At 71.1% G+C, this 14,076-nt stretch carries 12 protein-coding genes; 6 read left to right on the forward strand and 6 right to left on the reverse strand.

All coding sequences use genetic code 11. The annotated features are described in order from the left end of the window. Positions 1 to 145: 145 nt before the first annotated feature. Both dapF and miaA read right to left on the reverse strand, forming a co-directional pair. A complete protein-coding gene (gene dapF / locus K4S16_RS05480) occupies positions 146 to 946 on the reverse strand; it encodes a diaminopimelate epimerase (protein ID WP_149257642.1) in 801 nt (266 codons plus the stop codon). A gap of 8 nt (positions 947 to 954) precedes the next feature. Further along, on the reverse strand, positions 955 to 1,866 hold the full coding sequence (gene miaA, locus K4S16_RS05485) for a tRNA (adenosine(37)-N6)-dimethylallyltransferase MiaA (protein ID WP_235036634.1): 912 nt from the start codon (positions 1,864 to 1,866) through the stop codon (positions 955 to 957). Between the two features lie 121 nt (positions 1,867 to 1,987). On the opposite strand from miaA, the gene K4S16_RS05490 reads away from it, so the two are divergent. Further along, positions 1,988 to 2,269: an antitoxin gene (locus tag K4S16_RS05490; protein WP_149257644.1), complete on the forward strand. Its 282-nt coding sequence runs from the start codon at positions 1,988 to 1,990 to the stop codon at positions 2,267 to 2,269. On the opposite strand, the gene K4S16_RS05495 is transcribed toward K4S16_RS05490, so the two are convergent. Continuing rightward, complete coding sequence (locus K4S16_RS05495) at positions 2,266 to 2,979, reverse strand: class III extradiol dioxygenase subunit B-like domain-containing protein (protein ID WP_149257645.1); 714 nt, start codon at positions 2,977 to 2,979, stop codon at positions 2,266 to 2,268. The two genes, K4S16_RS05490 and K4S16_RS05495, sit on opposite strands and share 4 nt — an antisense overlap. Before the next feature lie 54 nt (positions 2,980 to 3,033). Continuing rightward, positions 3,034 to 4,563, reverse strand: coding sequence for a tRNA (N6-isopentenyl adenosine(37)-C2)-methylthiotransferase MiaB (gene miaB, locus K4S16_RS05500; RefSeq protein ID WP_235036587.1), 1,530 nt, complete (start codon positions 4,561 to 4,563; stop codon positions 3,034 to 3,036). A 283-nt stretch (positions 4,564 to 4,846) separates the two neighbouring features. Here miaB and K4S16_RS05505 point away from each other — a divergent pair, with 283 nt between their 5' ends. From K4S16_RS05505 to K4S16_RS05525, 5 genes are all read left to right on the forward strand, one after another. Then, positions 4,847 to 5,569, forward strand: a complete 723-nt coding sequence (locus K4S16_RS05505; RefSeq protein WP_235036635.1) for an amino acid ABC transporter ATP-binding protein — start codon at positions 4,847 to 4,849, stop codon at positions 5,567 to 5,569. A gap of 38 nt (positions 5,570 to 5,607) precedes the next feature. Beyond that, a complete protein-coding gene (locus tag K4S16_RS05510; RefSeq protein ID WP_149257648.1) occupies positions 5,608 to 6,477 on the forward strand; it encodes a glutamate ABC transporter substrate-binding protein in 870 nt (289 codons plus the stop codon). A gap of 111 nt (positions 6,478 to 6,588) precedes the next feature. Beyond that, entirely contained in the window at positions 6,589 to 7,272 is a 684-nt protein-coding gene (locus tag K4S16_RS05515) for an amino acid ABC transporter permease (RefSeq protein WP_149257649.1), read from the forward strand. Then, positions 7,269 to 8,273: an amino acid ABC transporter permease gene (locus K4S16_RS05520; protein WP_149257650.1), complete on the forward strand. Its 1,005-nt coding sequence runs from the start codon at positions 7,269 to 7,271 to the stop codon at positions 8,271 to 8,273. Before K4S16_RS05515 ends, K4S16_RS05520 begins: the two co-directional genes overlap by 4 nt. A 184-nt stretch (positions 8,274 to 8,457) precedes the next feature. Further along, on the forward strand, positions 8,458 to 10,485 hold the full coding sequence (locus tag K4S16_RS05525; RefSeq protein ID WP_149257651.1) for a prolyl oligopeptidase family serine peptidase: 2,028 nt from the start codon (positions 8,458 to 8,460) through the stop codon (positions 10,483 to 10,485). Between the two features lie 4 nt (positions 10,486 to 10,489). Here K4S16_RS05525 and K4S16_RS05530 read toward each other — a convergent pair whose 3' ends face one another. Continuing rightward, positions 10,490 to 11,722 carry a glycerophosphodiester phosphodiesterase family protein gene (locus K4S16_RS05530; protein WP_149257652.1) on the reverse strand — a complete coding sequence of 411 codons (1,233 nt, stop codon included), beginning with the start codon at positions 11,720 to 11,722 and terminating at the stop codon, positions 10,490 to 10,492. 133 nt (positions 11,723 to 11,855) lie between these two features. Next, complete coding sequence (gene rny, locus K4S16_RS05535) at positions 11,856 to 13,415, reverse strand: ribonuclease Y (RefSeq protein WP_375708323.1); 1,560 nt, start codon at positions 13,413 to 13,415, stop codon at positions 11,856 to 11,858. Positions 13,416 to 14,076: the final 661 nt, after the last annotated feature.

The raw sequence follows: 14,076 nt of genomic DNA on the forward strand, positions 1-14,076 counted from the left end.
ATCCCGGTCCATACGGGCCATTCACCAGAGGGTGTGCAAGAAAGAAGTTATGCGGGGGAAGGTCCCGCTGGAGAGGGACCGTTGTCCCGTCTGTGCCGGGACCGGGAGCGGCACCCGTACCAGTCCAGGTCGAAGGGAAGGCCGGTCAGATCCAGCCGGGCCGGGTCTCGCCCTCGGCGACCAGGACGGCCGGGCCCCTCAGGTGGCTGGTGTCGCCGTCGAGGACGACGGCCACCCGGCCGCCCGGGACGTCCACGGTCCACTCGGCGCCGTCGAAGGCGCCGCGGGCCGCGGCCGCGGCGACCGCGACGGTCCCGGTGCCGCACGACCGCGTCTCGCCGGAGCCGCGCTCGTACACCCGCATCTCCACGTGCCGCTCCCCGACGCTCCGGAAGAACTCGACGTTCACCCCGTCGGGAAAGGCGGCCGGGTCGAACCCGGGGGCGCGCGACAGGTCCAGGGCGGCGACCGGCCCGGTGACGCGGCACGCCAGATGGGGGTTGCCGACGCTGACCCGCTCGCCTGCGAAGGCCGCCCCCGCGAGGGACGCCTCCCCTGGACCGAGGAGTTCGGGCAGGCCCATCTCCACGCTGACGTCGCCGGACGGGCCGAGCGACACGCGCCGCAGCCCCGCGCGGGTGGCGACGTCCCACTCCCCTGCCGGGGCCAGGCCCGCGTCGACCAGGTAGCGGGCGAAGACGCGCACCCCGTTGCCGCACATCTCGGCGATGCTGCCGTCGGCGTTGCGGTAGTCCATGAACCACTCGGCGTCGGCGTCGAGCTCCGCGGCCTTCGTCCGGACCACGCGCAGGACGCCGTCGGCGCCGATGCCCGCCCGCCGGTCGCAGAGCCGCGCGACGGCCCGCGGCGTGAGGTCGAGGACGCCGTCCGGATCGGGAAGGATCACGAAGTCGTTCTCGGTGCCGTGCCCCTTGACGAACCGCATGCCCCCGATCATATGGGGTCCGCCGTCCCCCGGCTCACCAGCGCCAGGGCGCGATCGACCAGGTCCGGGGCGTCGTAGGGGAGCCACTGGACGCGCGGGTCGCGGCGGAACCACGACTCCTGGCGGCGGGCGAAGCGCCGCGTCGTCCGGACGGTGTCCTCCCTGGCCTGGTCCTCCGTCCACTCCCCCGCGAGGAACCGCAGCACCTGCGCGTAGCCGAGGGCGCGCCCGGCGGTCAGGCCGTCCCGCAGGCCCCGCTTCTCCAGTTCCCGGACCTCGTCGACCAGGCCCGCCTCCCACATCCGCTCCACCCGCAGGGCGATGCGCTCGTCCAGCTCGCCGCGGGGCACGCTCAGCCCGATCTGCACCACGGAGTCATAGCGGTACCGGTGCTCGGGCAGGGTCGCGGTGAACGGGCGGCCGGTCATCTCGATCACCTCCAGGGCCCGCACGATCCGGCGGCCGTTGCTCGGCAGGATCGCCTCCGCCGCCGCGGGGTCGAGGCCGCGCAACCGTTCGTGCAGGGCGCCGGGCCCGACGCGCTCCAGCTCCTCCTCCAGGCGCCCCCGCACGGCCGGGTCCGTGCCCGGGAACTCCAGGCGGTCGAGGGCCGCGCGGACGTAGAGCCCGGACCCGCCGACCAGGACCGGCAGCCGCCCCCGGCCCCTGATCTCCGCTATGGCGTCCGCGCTGAGCCGCTGGTACTCGGCGACGCTCGCGGTGACCGTCACGTCCCACACGTCCAGGAGATGGTGCGGGACCCCGCGCATCTCGTCCGCCGACAGCTTCGCGGTGCCGATGTCCATGCCGCGGTACAGCTGCATCGAGTCGGCGTTCACCGCCTCGCCGTCCAGGCGGAGCGCCAGCTCGACGGCCAGGTCGGACTTGCCGGCCGCCGTGGCGCCGACGACCGCGATCACATGCGGGGCATTGGGTGGGGTCACGGGATCGATTGTGGCAACAGAACGGGTATGGCCGGGATGAACGGGCGCCGCACCGGCCCGGCGGCGCCGAACGGGACGAGGGATCCGGGGGGATTCGATGTCCATCGTCGACAAGGTCAAGCAGATGCTCGGGCAGCACTCCGACAAGGCCAAGGAGGGCGTGGAGAAGGCCGGGGACAAGTTCGACCAGCGCACCGGCGGCAAGTACGCCGACAAGGTCGACCGCGTCCAGGAGCAGGCCGAGAAGTACATCGACCGCGGGGGCGGCGAAGGCGGGCAGCCCGGGCAGCACGGCAGTGCGGGGGAACAGCCCGGGCAGCCGGGGCAGCCCGGCGGCACGGGGGAACAGCCCGGCGGCACTGGCGGGCAGCCCTACTAGGCGGGCCCGCCTGCCCGTGACCAGCCCGCCACCAGGTAACCGACGCCGTAAGGGGCCTCGTCGGTGAGGAGTTCGCCCGTGAACGCGTCGCCGTCCTGAGCGGCCGCACCGGCGAGCACCTGCCACGCCGCACGCCCGGCCGCCCGGACGGCCCGGGAGAGCTCCGGATCGAGGGCGGCCAAGGCCCCGGCGTCGCCCTGCCCGAGCGCGCGCGCCACACCCTCGTCGTACGGGGCCGCGCGCTCATCGAGGTAGCCGGGAGCCTTCTCCGAGCGGCATGCCGAGCCGTCCCCCATCACCAGAAGGGCGACACGGTCGGCCGATTCGGCGAGTTCACGTCCCAGCGCCAGGCAATCGTCAGGAGAGGCGTCGAATCCGACGGCCTGGTAGCGCGCCCCTGCGCCCAAGCCTTGCCGCTCCAGCAGCCAGAACCCGATGGTGAGAGAGAGGGGCAGCGCCTCGGCATCGCGCGTGACCCGGGTGGGGATCGTCCAGTCGAGGCCGTACTGGCGCAGCGTCGCGTAGGCGTCACTCCCGTACGCGCGGGTCTCCGGCCCTCCCCCGACCACGATCAGGGCGTCCGCTCCCGCCAGGCCGCGGACGGCCCGGTCGCAGGCGCCCCGGAGCGCGTCCAGCTCCGGTGCCGCCTCCCCCGCCATCTCCGGAACGAGGAGGGGCGGATGCGGGCACACCGCCGCCGATACGAGCACGCTGCCTCCTTGAGGGCGGGCCGGCCGCCGGGGACCACCCGATCATGCCGGAGTTCAGGGGCGGGTCGAGCAGCCCGGCGCGGGCGCGGCCGACGCGGCCGGCCGCCCGATCGACGGCATGCCCAGCGACACGCCCCTGGCCCCGCCGCCGCCGCCCTGGCGGGCCTCCCACGCGTCGCCCGCGCGCGTGCGGCGGACGCCCAGCGCGGGCTTGTCGGCGACCAGGTGGTGCGGCGCGGCGTAGGTGACCTCGACGGTGACCATGTCGCCGGGGCGGACCGGCTCCTCCGGCGCGCTGAAGTGGACCAGGCGGTTGTCGGTCGCCCGGCCCGAGAGCCGGCGCGTCGCCTCGTCCTTGCGGCCCTCACCCTCGGCGACCAGTACCTCCAGGGTGCGGCCGAGCTGCCTGCGGTTCTCCGCCCAGGAGATCTCCTCCTGCAGCGCGATGAGCCGCTCGTACCGCTCCTGGACGACCTCCTTCGGCAGCTGGCCGTCCATGGTCGCCGCCGGGGTGCCGGGGCGCTTGGAGTACTGGAACGTGAACGCCGACGCGAACCGGGCCTCCCGCACCACGTGCAGGGTCTCCTCGAAGTCGGCCTCGGTCTCGCCGGGGAAGCCCACGATGATGTCGGTGGTGATCGCCGCGTCCGGGATCGCGGCCCTGACCTTCTCGATGATTCCGAGGTAGCGCGCCTGCCGGTACGAGCGGCGCATCGCGCGCAGCACGCCGTCCGACCCGGACTGCAGGGGCATGTGCAGGGACGGCATCACGTTGGGCGTCTCGGCCATCGCGGCGATCACGTCGTCGGTGAAGTCCTTGGGGTGCGGCGAGGTGAACCGGACCCGCTCCAGGCCCTCGACGCCGCCGCAGGCGCGCAGCAGACCCGCGAACGCCGACTGCCCGTCCCGGGTCATCGCGCGGACGTCGTCCGGCGCGGCGGACAGGGCGCCGAAGCCCGAGCCGTAGGCGTTGACGTTCTGCCCGAGCAGCGTGATCTCCAGGGCGCCCTCGGCGACCAGCGCCTCGACCTCGGCGAGGATCTCCCCCGGCCGGCGGTCGCGCTCCTTGCCGCGCAGGGACGGGACGATGCAGAACGTGCAGGTGTTGTTGCACCCCACGGAGATCGACACCCAGGCGGCGTAGGGCGACTCGCGGCGCGTCGGCAGCGTCGAGGGGAAGGTCACCAGCGACTCTTCGATCTCGACCTGCGCCTCGCTCCGCACCCGTGCGCGTTCGAGCAGCGCGGGCAGCGACCCGATGTTGTGCGTGCCGAACACCACGTCCACCCAGGGAGCGCGCTTGACGATGGTGTCGCGGTCCTTCTGCGCCAGGCAGCCGCCCACGGCGATCTGCATGCCGGGATGGCCGTCCTTGACGGGCCGCAGATGGCCGAGGTTGCCGTAGAGCCGGTTGTCGGCGTTCTCCCGCACCGCGCAGGTGTTGAAGACCACGACGTCGGGCTCGGCGTCCACCGCGCGGACGTACCCGGCCGACTCCAGCAGGCCCGACAGCCGCTCGGAGTCGTGGACGTTCATCTGGCACCCGTAGGTACGGATCTCGTACGTACGCGGTGCCGTCTCCATAGGCGCACTCATGACAGTCATCAAGGGTACGGGCCCGCCGTTACATGGCCGAACGGACGGCGCACCGCGCCGCCAGCTCTGATGATCACTCTCCGCCACGGCCGGACCCCGTCCGACGTGGGTATTCGTGATCGTATCGGTACCGCAGGGCAACTCGGGCAGCGCCGGCGATGACGTAAAGTCCGAGCCCATGACGGACAGCGAAAGCGGGCCCGAGCTCACCAAGACCGGGCCGGAGGTCTCCGCCCCGGAGCCGGCCGCCGCAGGTGACCGGCCCCTCGTCGTGGTCGAGCACGTCAACAAGCATTTCGGCGAGCTGCACGTCCTCAAGGACATCAACCTCACCGTGGACTCCGGTGAGGTCGTCGTCGTGATCGGCCCTTCCGGCGGCGGGAAGTCGACCCTCTGCCGGTCGATCAACCGGCTGGAGCCGATCGACGACGGCAAGATCCTCGTGGACGGCAAGGAGCTGCCCAAGGAGGGCAAGGAGCTGGCGAGGCTCCGCGCCGACGTGGGCATGGTGTTCCAGTCGTTCAACCTGTTCGCCCACAAGACGATCCTCGAGAACGTCATGCTCGGGCCGATCAAGGTCCGCAAGCAGGGCAAGCAGGAGTCGCAGAAGCACGCGATGGAACTGCTCGACCGGGTCGGCATCGCCAACCAGGCGCACAAGTACCCCGCTCAGCTGTCCGGGGGGCAGCAGCAGCGGGCGGCGATCGCGCGCTCCCTGGCGATGAAGCCCAAGGTGATGCTCTTCGACGAGCCGACCTCGGCGCTGGACCCGGAGATGGTCAACGAGGTCCTGGACGTCATGACGGGACTGGCCCGCGAGGGCATGACCATGATCGTGGTCACGCACGAGATGGGTTTCGCGCGGCGGGCCGCCCAGAAGGTCGTGTTCATGGCGGACGGCCAGATCGTCGAGGAGAACACCCCCGACGAGTTCTTCACCAACGCGCGGACCGAGCGCGCGAAGGACTTCCTTTCCAAGATCCTCACGCACTGAGCCGCGGGGCTCCGGCAGAGAGCAGAGGTAGGACGAAAATGCGAGTACGTCGTTTCGGCGCCCTCATCGGGGCGGGGATGGCGCTGTCGCTGGCGCTCAGCGCGTGCGGCAGCGACACCGAGAAGACCGAGGCCAAGACGGTCGTCCAGAAGGCCAAGGACGACAAGAAGCTGACCATCGGCATCAAGTTCGACCAGCCGGCCCTCGGCCTGAAGAAGCCCGACGGCAGCTACGACGGCTTCGACGTCGACGTCGCCAAGTACATCGCGAAGTCGCTCGGCGTCCCCGAGAACGGCATCACGTTCAAGGAGACGACCTCCGCCAACCGCGAGTCGTTCCTCGGCGGCGGGCAGGTCGACCTCGTGGTCGCCACCTACTCCATCACCGACGCGCGCAAGTCGCAGGTGACCTTCGGCGGCCCGTACTACGTCGCCCACCAGGACACGATGGTCCAGGCGAACAACACCAGCATCAAGAAGGCCACCGACCTCAAGGGCAAGAAGCTCTGCAAGGCGGCCGGCTCCAACTCCTTCCGCCGCATCACCGAGGGCCCGCCGGACGGCAAGCTCAACATCAAGGGCGTCACCCTCGTGGACGCCTCCAGCTACTCCGACTGCGTCGCCAAGCTGAAGTCGGACGCGGTGGACGCGGTCAGCACCGACGACCTGATCCTCGCCGGCTTCGCCAACCAGCAGAAGGGCGCCTTCAAGGTCATCAACGACCCCTTCACCGACGAGAAGTACGGCGTCGGCCTCAAGAAGGGCGACACCGAGACCTGCGAGGCCGTCAACAAGGCCATCGCCCAGATGTACTCCGACGGCACGGCCAAGACCCTGCTGGAGAAGCACTTCGCGGGCACCGGGCTCAAGCTCGTCACGACCGCGCCGCAGATGGAAGGCTGCGCCTGATCCTGGGCTGAACATCGTCACGCCGGGGCCTTCCGGGGAAGGCATACGCGTCTCCCCCGGGGGGTCCCGGTGATGGCCCGACCCCTTGGACCGCCATGGAACAGCTGAGCAATGTTTGACTTCGGCGCGTTTTTCGACAACTTCGACAAGATCCTCGACGGGTTCTACGCGACCGTGCGGCTCGCCGCCCTCTCCGCGGTCCTGTCCCTGCTGATCGGCACGGTTCTCGCGAGCTTCCGGGTCGCGCCGGTTCCGCTGCTGCGCGTCATCGGCACCACCTACGTCAACGTCGTGCGCAACACGCCGCTGACCCTGGTCCTGCTGCTGTGCAGCCTCGGGCTCAACGACGTCCTGGCTCTGCAGTTCTCCGACAACCCCCCCACCACGTACTACTGGTGGGCGGTACTCGGCCTGTCCGGGTACACGGCGGCGTTCGTCTGCGAGTCGCTGCGGGCGGGGATCAACACCGTGCCGCTGGGGCAGGCGGAGGCGGCCCGCTCGATCGGGCTGACCTTCACCCAGTCGCTGCGGATCATCATCCTCCCGCAGGCGTTCCGCTCGGTCATCGCGCCGCTGGGAAGCGTCCTCATCGCGATGATCAAGAACACCACCGTGGCCTCCGCCGCGAGCTACGGCGAGGCCGCCGCGGTCACCAAGGACCTGCTGGACCTGCCCTCGTTCACCAGCGGGGCGCTCCCGCTGTTCATCGGCGTGGCCATCGGCTTCATGATCCTCACCCTGCCGACCGGATTCTTCTTCGGCTGGCTGCACAAGCGGATGGCGGTGGCCCGATGAGCCAGGAAGCGACCGTCCTGTTCGACGCCCCCGGGCCCCGGGCGCGCGCGCGGAACAGGGCGGTGACCGTCGTCACGACCGCCGTGCTGCTCGCCCTCTTCGCGGCGCTGATCTGGCGCTTCGACGAGCGGGGACAGTTCGAGAGCGAGTTGTGGACCCCGTTCCTCAAGTGGACGGTCTGGGACAAGCTGATCCTGCCCGGCCTGTGGAGCACCCTGAAGGCCGCGGCGGTGGCGTCCGTCCTCGCGCTCCTGTTCGGCGTGGTGTTCGGCCTCGCCCGGCTGTCGGACCACTGGTGGCTGCGGGTCCCGGCCGGCGTCGTGGTGGAGTTCTTCAGGGCGATCCCGCTGCTGATCCTGATCTTCCTGGCGTTCTTCGTCCCGAACAAGATCAGCCCGGTCATCGCGGATTCGCAGTTCGGCACCCTGCAGCGGGTGCTGGTGGACAACTTCTTCTCGATCTTCGGCGTGGAGATCAACGCGGGGACCATCACGGTGCCGGCGTTCGCCGCCGTCGTGTTCGGGCTCGTGATGTACAACGGCTCGGTGCTCGCCGAGGTGGTGCGCGCGGGCGTCCAGTCGATCCCGAACGGGCAGTCCGAGGCGGCCTACGCGATCGGCCTGCGCAAGAACGGCGTCATGCGCCTGGTGCTGCTGCCGCAGGCGGTCACGGTCATGATGCCGGCGATCGTGAGCCAGCTCGTGGTCCTGCTCAAGGACACCGCACTCGGGTTCATCATCGCCTACTCCGAGCTGCTGTCGGCGGGGTTCCGGCAGGTGCCCGCCAACTACCACAACAACAAGCTCCAGGCCGGCATCGTCGTCGCGATCATCTACATCGCGCTCAACATGCTGGTGAGCCGGCTCGCCACGTGGCTGGAGGCCCGGGGACGCCGCAGCCGCAAGACGGCGGGCAGGACGATGGGCGGTGACGTCGGAGCCCCGCCCGCTCCGGGCATGGCCGCGGCCGGCCAGATCGGCGGGGGCGCGGCACGCCTCTGAGTGCCACCGGGCCCCGGTCTGACGCGTGAGGGGTGCCGCCGGAGTCCGGCGGCACCCCTCACGCGTCGAACCCGGCGAACCTTGGTGTTACCGGCGGGTTTTCCGGCGACGGGCTTGTATCTTTCCGACCTCAAACGGCCCGTCATGGCCCCAACCGATCCCCGTATGCGGGACGATTCCTGTTATGACCGCTCGTGCGACCCTTCCCTACGGCTCATGGCCTTCACCCATCTCTGCGGCCGATGTCGCCCGCGCCCGGCTGCGCCTCAGCTTTCCCACCGTCTCGGGTGACGATGTGTGGTGGCAGGAGACGCGGCCCGAGGAAGGCGGCCGGACCACGGTCATCCATCTGAAGGACGGTCATCGCACCGAGTTGCTGCAGGCGCCCTGGGACGCGCGTACCCGCGTCCACGAGTACGGGGGCCGGTCGTACCTGCCGATCCGTACCGGCGCGGGCTGGTCGATCGTGTTCTCCAACTACGAGGACCAGCGGCTCCACCGGCTCGACGAGGGCGACCCCAAGCCGTACCCGCTGACGCCCGAACCGGCCGTGCCAGCGGGGCTGCGCTACGCCGACTACGTCCTGTCCCCGGACGGGACGGAGATCTGGTGCGTCTGCGAGGGGCACATCGCCGAGCCGGCCCCTGAAGGCGCCGAGGGCGCCGAGGGTGCGGAGAGCGCCGACGAACAGCCCGTGACGGGCATCCGGCGCGCCATCGTGGCCGTCCCGCTGGACGGCAGCGCCGCCGGGGACGCCGGCGCGATCCGCGAGATGGTGTCGGGCGCGCAGTTCTACGCCGGGCCGGCGCCGTCCCCCAGCGGAGGGCACCTGGCCTGGGTCCAGTGGAACCACCCGCGCATGCCGTGGGACGGCACCGAGGTGCGCGTGGCGGCGATCGAGGACGGTGCTGTGGTCGCCCCGCGGACCGTCAAGGGCGGCCTCACCGAGTCGGCCCTGGCACCGCTGTGGCGCGACGACGAGTCCCTGTACGTGATCTCCGACTGGCCCGGCTGGTGGAACATCTACCAGGTCGGCCTGCACGGCGAGTCCGCGCAGGCGCTCTACCCGGCCGAGGAGGAGTTCGCCGCGCCGCTGTGGCAGCTCGGCGGCATGCCGTACGCGCTGCTCGGCGACGGGCGCCTCGCCGTCCTGCACGGCGAGGGCGACATGCGGCTCGGCGTCTACGACACCGACACGCTCGACCTGGTGGACCTGGAGGTCCCCTACGAGCACTGGGCGCCGCAGCTGTCCACGGACGGCACGACGATCGTGGGGATCGCCGGCGGCCCGGACCTGCCGGCCTCGGTCGTGCGGGTCGACACGACGACCGGGCGCGTCGAGGGCCTGCGCCGGGAGCGGGCCGAACTGCCCGACGTCGCCTACCTGTCCAGGCCGCGCGCCGAACGCCTGGAGGGGCCGTTCGGGCGTCCCGTCCACGCCTACGTGTTCCCGCCGACCAACCCCGAGGCCGCCGGTCCGGAGGACGAGCTGCCGCCGTACGTGGTGTTCGTGCACGGCGGCCCCACCGGGCGGGTGTCCACGGTGCTCGACATGGAGCGCGCGTACTTCACCAGCCGCGGCATCGGCGTCATCGACGTCAACTACGGCGGGTCGGCCGGCTACGGCCGCGCCTACCGGGAGCGGCTGCGCCGCCAGTGGGGCGTGGTCGACGTCGAGGACGCCGTCGCCGCCGCCCGGGCCCTCGTGGACGGCGGCATCGCCGACCCGCAGCGGCTGGCGATCCGCGGCGGCTCCGCCGGGGGCTGGACGACGCTCGCGGCGGTCACGAAGACCGACGTGTTCAAGGCCGCCACGTCCTACTTCGGGATCAGCGACCTGCAGCGCTTCGCCGAGAGCACCCACGACTTCGAGTCCCACTACCTGTTCGGCCTCATCGGCCCCCTCCCCGGCTTCGAGCGCGCCTACGAGGAGCGCTCGCCGATCAACCACGCCGACAAGACCGCCTGCCCCGTGCTGCTCCTGCAAGGGCTGAACGACCCGATCGTCCCGCCGGACCAGTCGGAGCGGTTCGCGCAGGCGCTGGCCGAGAAGAAGATGCCGTACGCCTACCTCACCTTCGAGGGCGAGTCGCACGGCTTCCGCAAGGCCGACACGGTCATCCGCTGCCTGGAGGCGGAGCTCGCGTTCTACGGCCAGACCCTCGGGTTCGAGCCGCGCGACGTCGAGCCCATCAACCTGACGGTCGGCTGACCGCTCAGGGCAGGACGTAGGAGGAGATGTCGAGCAGCTTGTGGTCGGCCCCGAAGAACGACACCGTGTCGCCTGAAGTGTTGTTCAGGAAGCCGGCCGTCAGGCCGTTGTAGTAGGCGTCGGGGCGGTTCGTGCCCGGTCCGACGTGGACGCGCAGCAGGCTGCCCGGCGGGATCACGTAGCCAGGGCCGATCTTCATCAGGTTGCTCGCCTGGTCGCGCAGGTAGCCGCCGCCGACGTCGATCGGCCTCGACGTCGTGTTCCGCAGCACCACGTGCTCGCTCTTCTCCGGCTGCACGTCGTCGCCGCTCGGGTCGGGGAGGACACTGTCGATCACGACGCCGCTCGCCTCGGGGAACGGCTTCCGGCCGTCCAGGATCCGCCGCGTCGTCGCCGGGAAGTTCGTCGCGAGCCAGTCGTAGCCCTGGTTCGCCCCCATGGAGACCTCGGCCTGGCTGTCCACCGGGTCGCTGAACACCTTCAGCCCCTTGGCGTGCGCGCGCTTGACGTCGTCCGCACTGGTCACCCGGGGGTGGGCGTACACGCTGACCGTCCAGCCCGCCAGCGCGGCGAGCTCGTCGTCGGCGAGCATCCTCCCGCCGGTCAGGTACGAGAGCGGCACCTTGGGCGCGGACTCGTGGAACTCCTTGAGCGCCGCCTGGTCGCGCGAATGGACCTGCACCCGGTAGGCCCCCGAGGGGAGCGTCCCGCCGTCGGTGACGCGCGCCGCGTTCAACTCCTGGGCGAGCAGCGTCGCGATGCCCGGGCTGTTGGCCGGGGACTTCAGCTCCAGGCTCAGCCCGGTCCGCCGGTCCCTGACGGCGAGGAGCTCCTTCAGGGTCGGCACCCGCTGGCCCGCGTACCGCGCGTCGAACCAGGACCCGGCGTCCAGCCTCTTGATCTCGGCCAGCGTGAACTGACCCACCCGCCACGGCGCCCGGTCGGGGAAGACCTGCTCCACGTCGGTGGTCCGGGCGAGCGTGTCGTCGTGCAGGAGCACGATCTGCTTGTCGGACGTGAGCTGCACGTCGCCTTCGAGCACGTCCGCCTTGTCGCGCAGCGCGTTGCGGTAGGACGCGAGCGTCTCCTCGGGGGCCTGCCCCGGCGACCCGCGGTGCCCGAGCACCACCACGTGCGTCCGCTTGCCCGTGGTCTCCGGCGCGGCCTGTGCGCTGCCCGCGAGGGCGACGGCGGCGGCCAGCACGGCCCCGCCCCCGATCATGGCGATCCTGTTCAAGAGATCCTCCCGCCTGGAAATGACTTGATCATCACCGCGGAAGTTGGCGAACACCAGACCAGCCACCGAATTCCACCGAAACAGCTCCACCGACCCCTAAATCAGGGGGTCGGGGGGTCAGCGGGTCAGGGGGTCAGCGGGCGAACTCGATCGCCCTGGACTCGCGGACGACGGTGACGCGGATCTGGCCGGGGTAGGTCAGCTCGTCCTCGACCTGCTTGGCGATGTCGCGGGCGATGACCTGCGCCTGGATGTCGTCGACCGCGTCGGGCTTCACCATCACCCGGATCTCGCGTCCGGCCTGCATCGCGAAGACCTTCTCCACGCCCTCGTGCTTGTCGCGGGCGATCTCCTCGAGCCGTTCCAGGCGCTTGACGTACGCCTCCAGGGACTCGCGGCGCGCCCCCGGCCGGCTGCCGCTCACCGCGTCGGCGGCCTGGGTGAGCACGGCCTCCACGGTCCGGACCTCGACCTCGTTGTGGTGCGCCTCGATGGCGTGGACGACGTCCTCGTGCTCGCCGTAGCGGCGGGCGATCTCGGCGCCGATCAGCGCGTGGCTGCCCTCCACCTCGTGGGTGAGCGCCTTGCCGATGTCGTGCAGCAGCGTGCAGCGCTTGGCGACCTCCACCGGCAGCCGCAGTTCGCTCGCCATGATGCCCGCGATGTGCGCGGACTCGATCAGGTGCTTGAGCACGTTCTGCCCGTAGGACGTCCGGTACCGCAACTGGCCGAGCAGCGCGATCAGCTCCGGGTGCATGTCGCCGATGCCGACCTCGACCAAAGCGTCCTCACCGGCCCGGACGCACAGCTGCTCGACGTCGCTGCGGCTGCGCTCGTAGATCTCCTCGATCCGCTGGGGGTGGATCCGGCCGTCCAGGACGAGCTTCTCCAGCGTCAGCCGCCCGACCTCGCGGCGCACGGGATCGAAACAGCTCAGCAGCACCGCCTCCGGCGTGTCGTCGATGATGAGGTTCACGCCGGTGGTCGTCTCGAAGGCGCGGATGTTGCGGCCCTCGCGGCCGATGATGCGGCCCTTCATCTCGTCGCTCGGCAGGTGCAGCACCGACACCACCGACTCGGCCGTCTGCTCGCTCGCGACCCGCTGGATCGCCAGCGTCACGATCTTGCGGGCGCGCTTGTCGCCCTCCGCCCGCGCCGCGTTCTCGATCTCCCGCACGATGGGGATGGACTCGCGCTTCGCCTGGTTCTCGACCGCCGCGACGAGTTCGGCCTTGGCCTGCTCGGCGGTCAGCCCGGCGGCCTGCTCCAGGACCTTGCGCCGCTCCTCGGCGATGCCGTCGAGCTCCTGCCTGCGGGCCTCCAGCGCCTTCTTGGTCTCGGCGAGCCGTCCCTGCCACTCCTCCAGGCGGCGCATCTCGGCGTCCAGCCGCTGCTCCCGTTCCGCGAGGCGGGCCTCCCGGCGTTCCAGGTCCTCGCGGAGGGTGCGGATGTCGTCGCGCAGGGCGCGGCCTTCCTCGTCGAGTTCCGCGCGCCCGGCGGCGGCGACCTGCTGCGCCTCCTGCTCGGCCTTCTCCAGGACGGCCTGCGCCTCCTTGGCGGCCTTCGCCCTGACCTCGTCCGCGTCGCCCTGCGCCCGCGCCATCTCCGCGGCGGCCTTGCCGGGCGTGCCGGGACGCCATACGACGACGATCACGAGAGCGACCAGGGTCACCAGCAGCGCTGCACCCAGCAGGACGCTCTCCATGAGGCAGATCCTCCCTCGCCGCGGGCCCGTCCGGTGTGCGGGGCCCTGCCTAGCGAGGATTTACTCGCGCACGGATGCACGACATCGCGGGACCGCGCGCGGGCGCGTCCCGGCGACCCGGCCGAATCCGGTCGACGAACGTGTCCTTTATGCCTCTCAGCTGCTGGAACGTGCTCGGTCGTATGGCAATCCGCAAGACGCGGAGTAACTCCTCACTGCCGTAACGGTAAGCGGCACAGAGGTAATGAGCAAGCAAACGACGGGCATTCCGGACTAACCGAACGTCGGCGTGACTCCTTCCTTACCGCCTCCCCTGACCGCCCTGACCCCGCACCACCTGCACCATCACGCCCCCGGCGGAGTCACGAACCGATCGCCCCGGGTCATCCCCTCCCCCGCCCCGGCGTGTCGCCCCCCGACACCCCCGCGCCCGCCCCATTCCCGTCCCCCACCCACCGCCCCAACCCTGACCCCACGGCCCCTCTCGCAGCGCCCTTCCCGGGCTCACGCGACCTCCCGACTTACGCGCCCTCACCCGGCGAGCCCCTCCGGGCTCACCCGGCCTCCCGACTCGGACGGTCTTCCGAGCCCGCGCGGCCTTCCGGGCTCACACGACCTTCCGGGCTCACACGACCTTCCGGGCTCGCAC

Origin of the sequence: Actinomadura sp. K4S16 (assembly GCF_008327685.1) — a bacterium.
Taxonomy (GTDB): Bacteria; Actinomycetota; Actinomycetes; order Streptosporangiales; family Streptosporangiaceae; genus Spirillospora.

Bases quoted from the DNA above. Each gene is read 5' to 3' on its own strand.
- dapF (WP_149257642.1), bottom strand. From the start codon at position 946: ATGCGGTTCGTCAAGGGGCACGGCACCGAGAACGACTTCGTGATCCTT.
- K4S16_RS05490 (WP_149257644.1), top strand. From the start codon at position 1,988: ATGTCCATCGTCGACAAGGTCAAGCAGATGCTCGGGCAGCACTCCGAC.
- miaB (WP_235036587.1), bottom strand. From the start codon at position 4,563: ATGGAGACGGCACCGCGTACGTACGAGATCCGTACCTACGGGTGCCAG.
- K4S16_RS05510 (WP_149257648.1), top strand. From the start codon at position 5,608: ATGCGAGTACGTCGTTTCGGCGCCCTCATCGGGGCGGGGATGGCGCTG.
- K4S16_RS05515 (WP_149257649.1), top strand. From the start codon at position 6,589: ATGTTTGACTTCGGCGCGTTTTTCGACAACTTCGACAAGATCCTCGAC.
- K4S16_RS05520 (WP_149257650.1), top strand. From the start codon at position 7,269: ATGAGCCAGGAAGCGACCGTCCTGTTCGACGCCCCCGGGCCCCGGGCG.
- K4S16_RS05525 (WP_149257651.1), top strand. From the start codon at position 8,458: ATGACCGCTCGTGCGACCCTTCCCTACGGCTCATGGCCTTCACCCATC.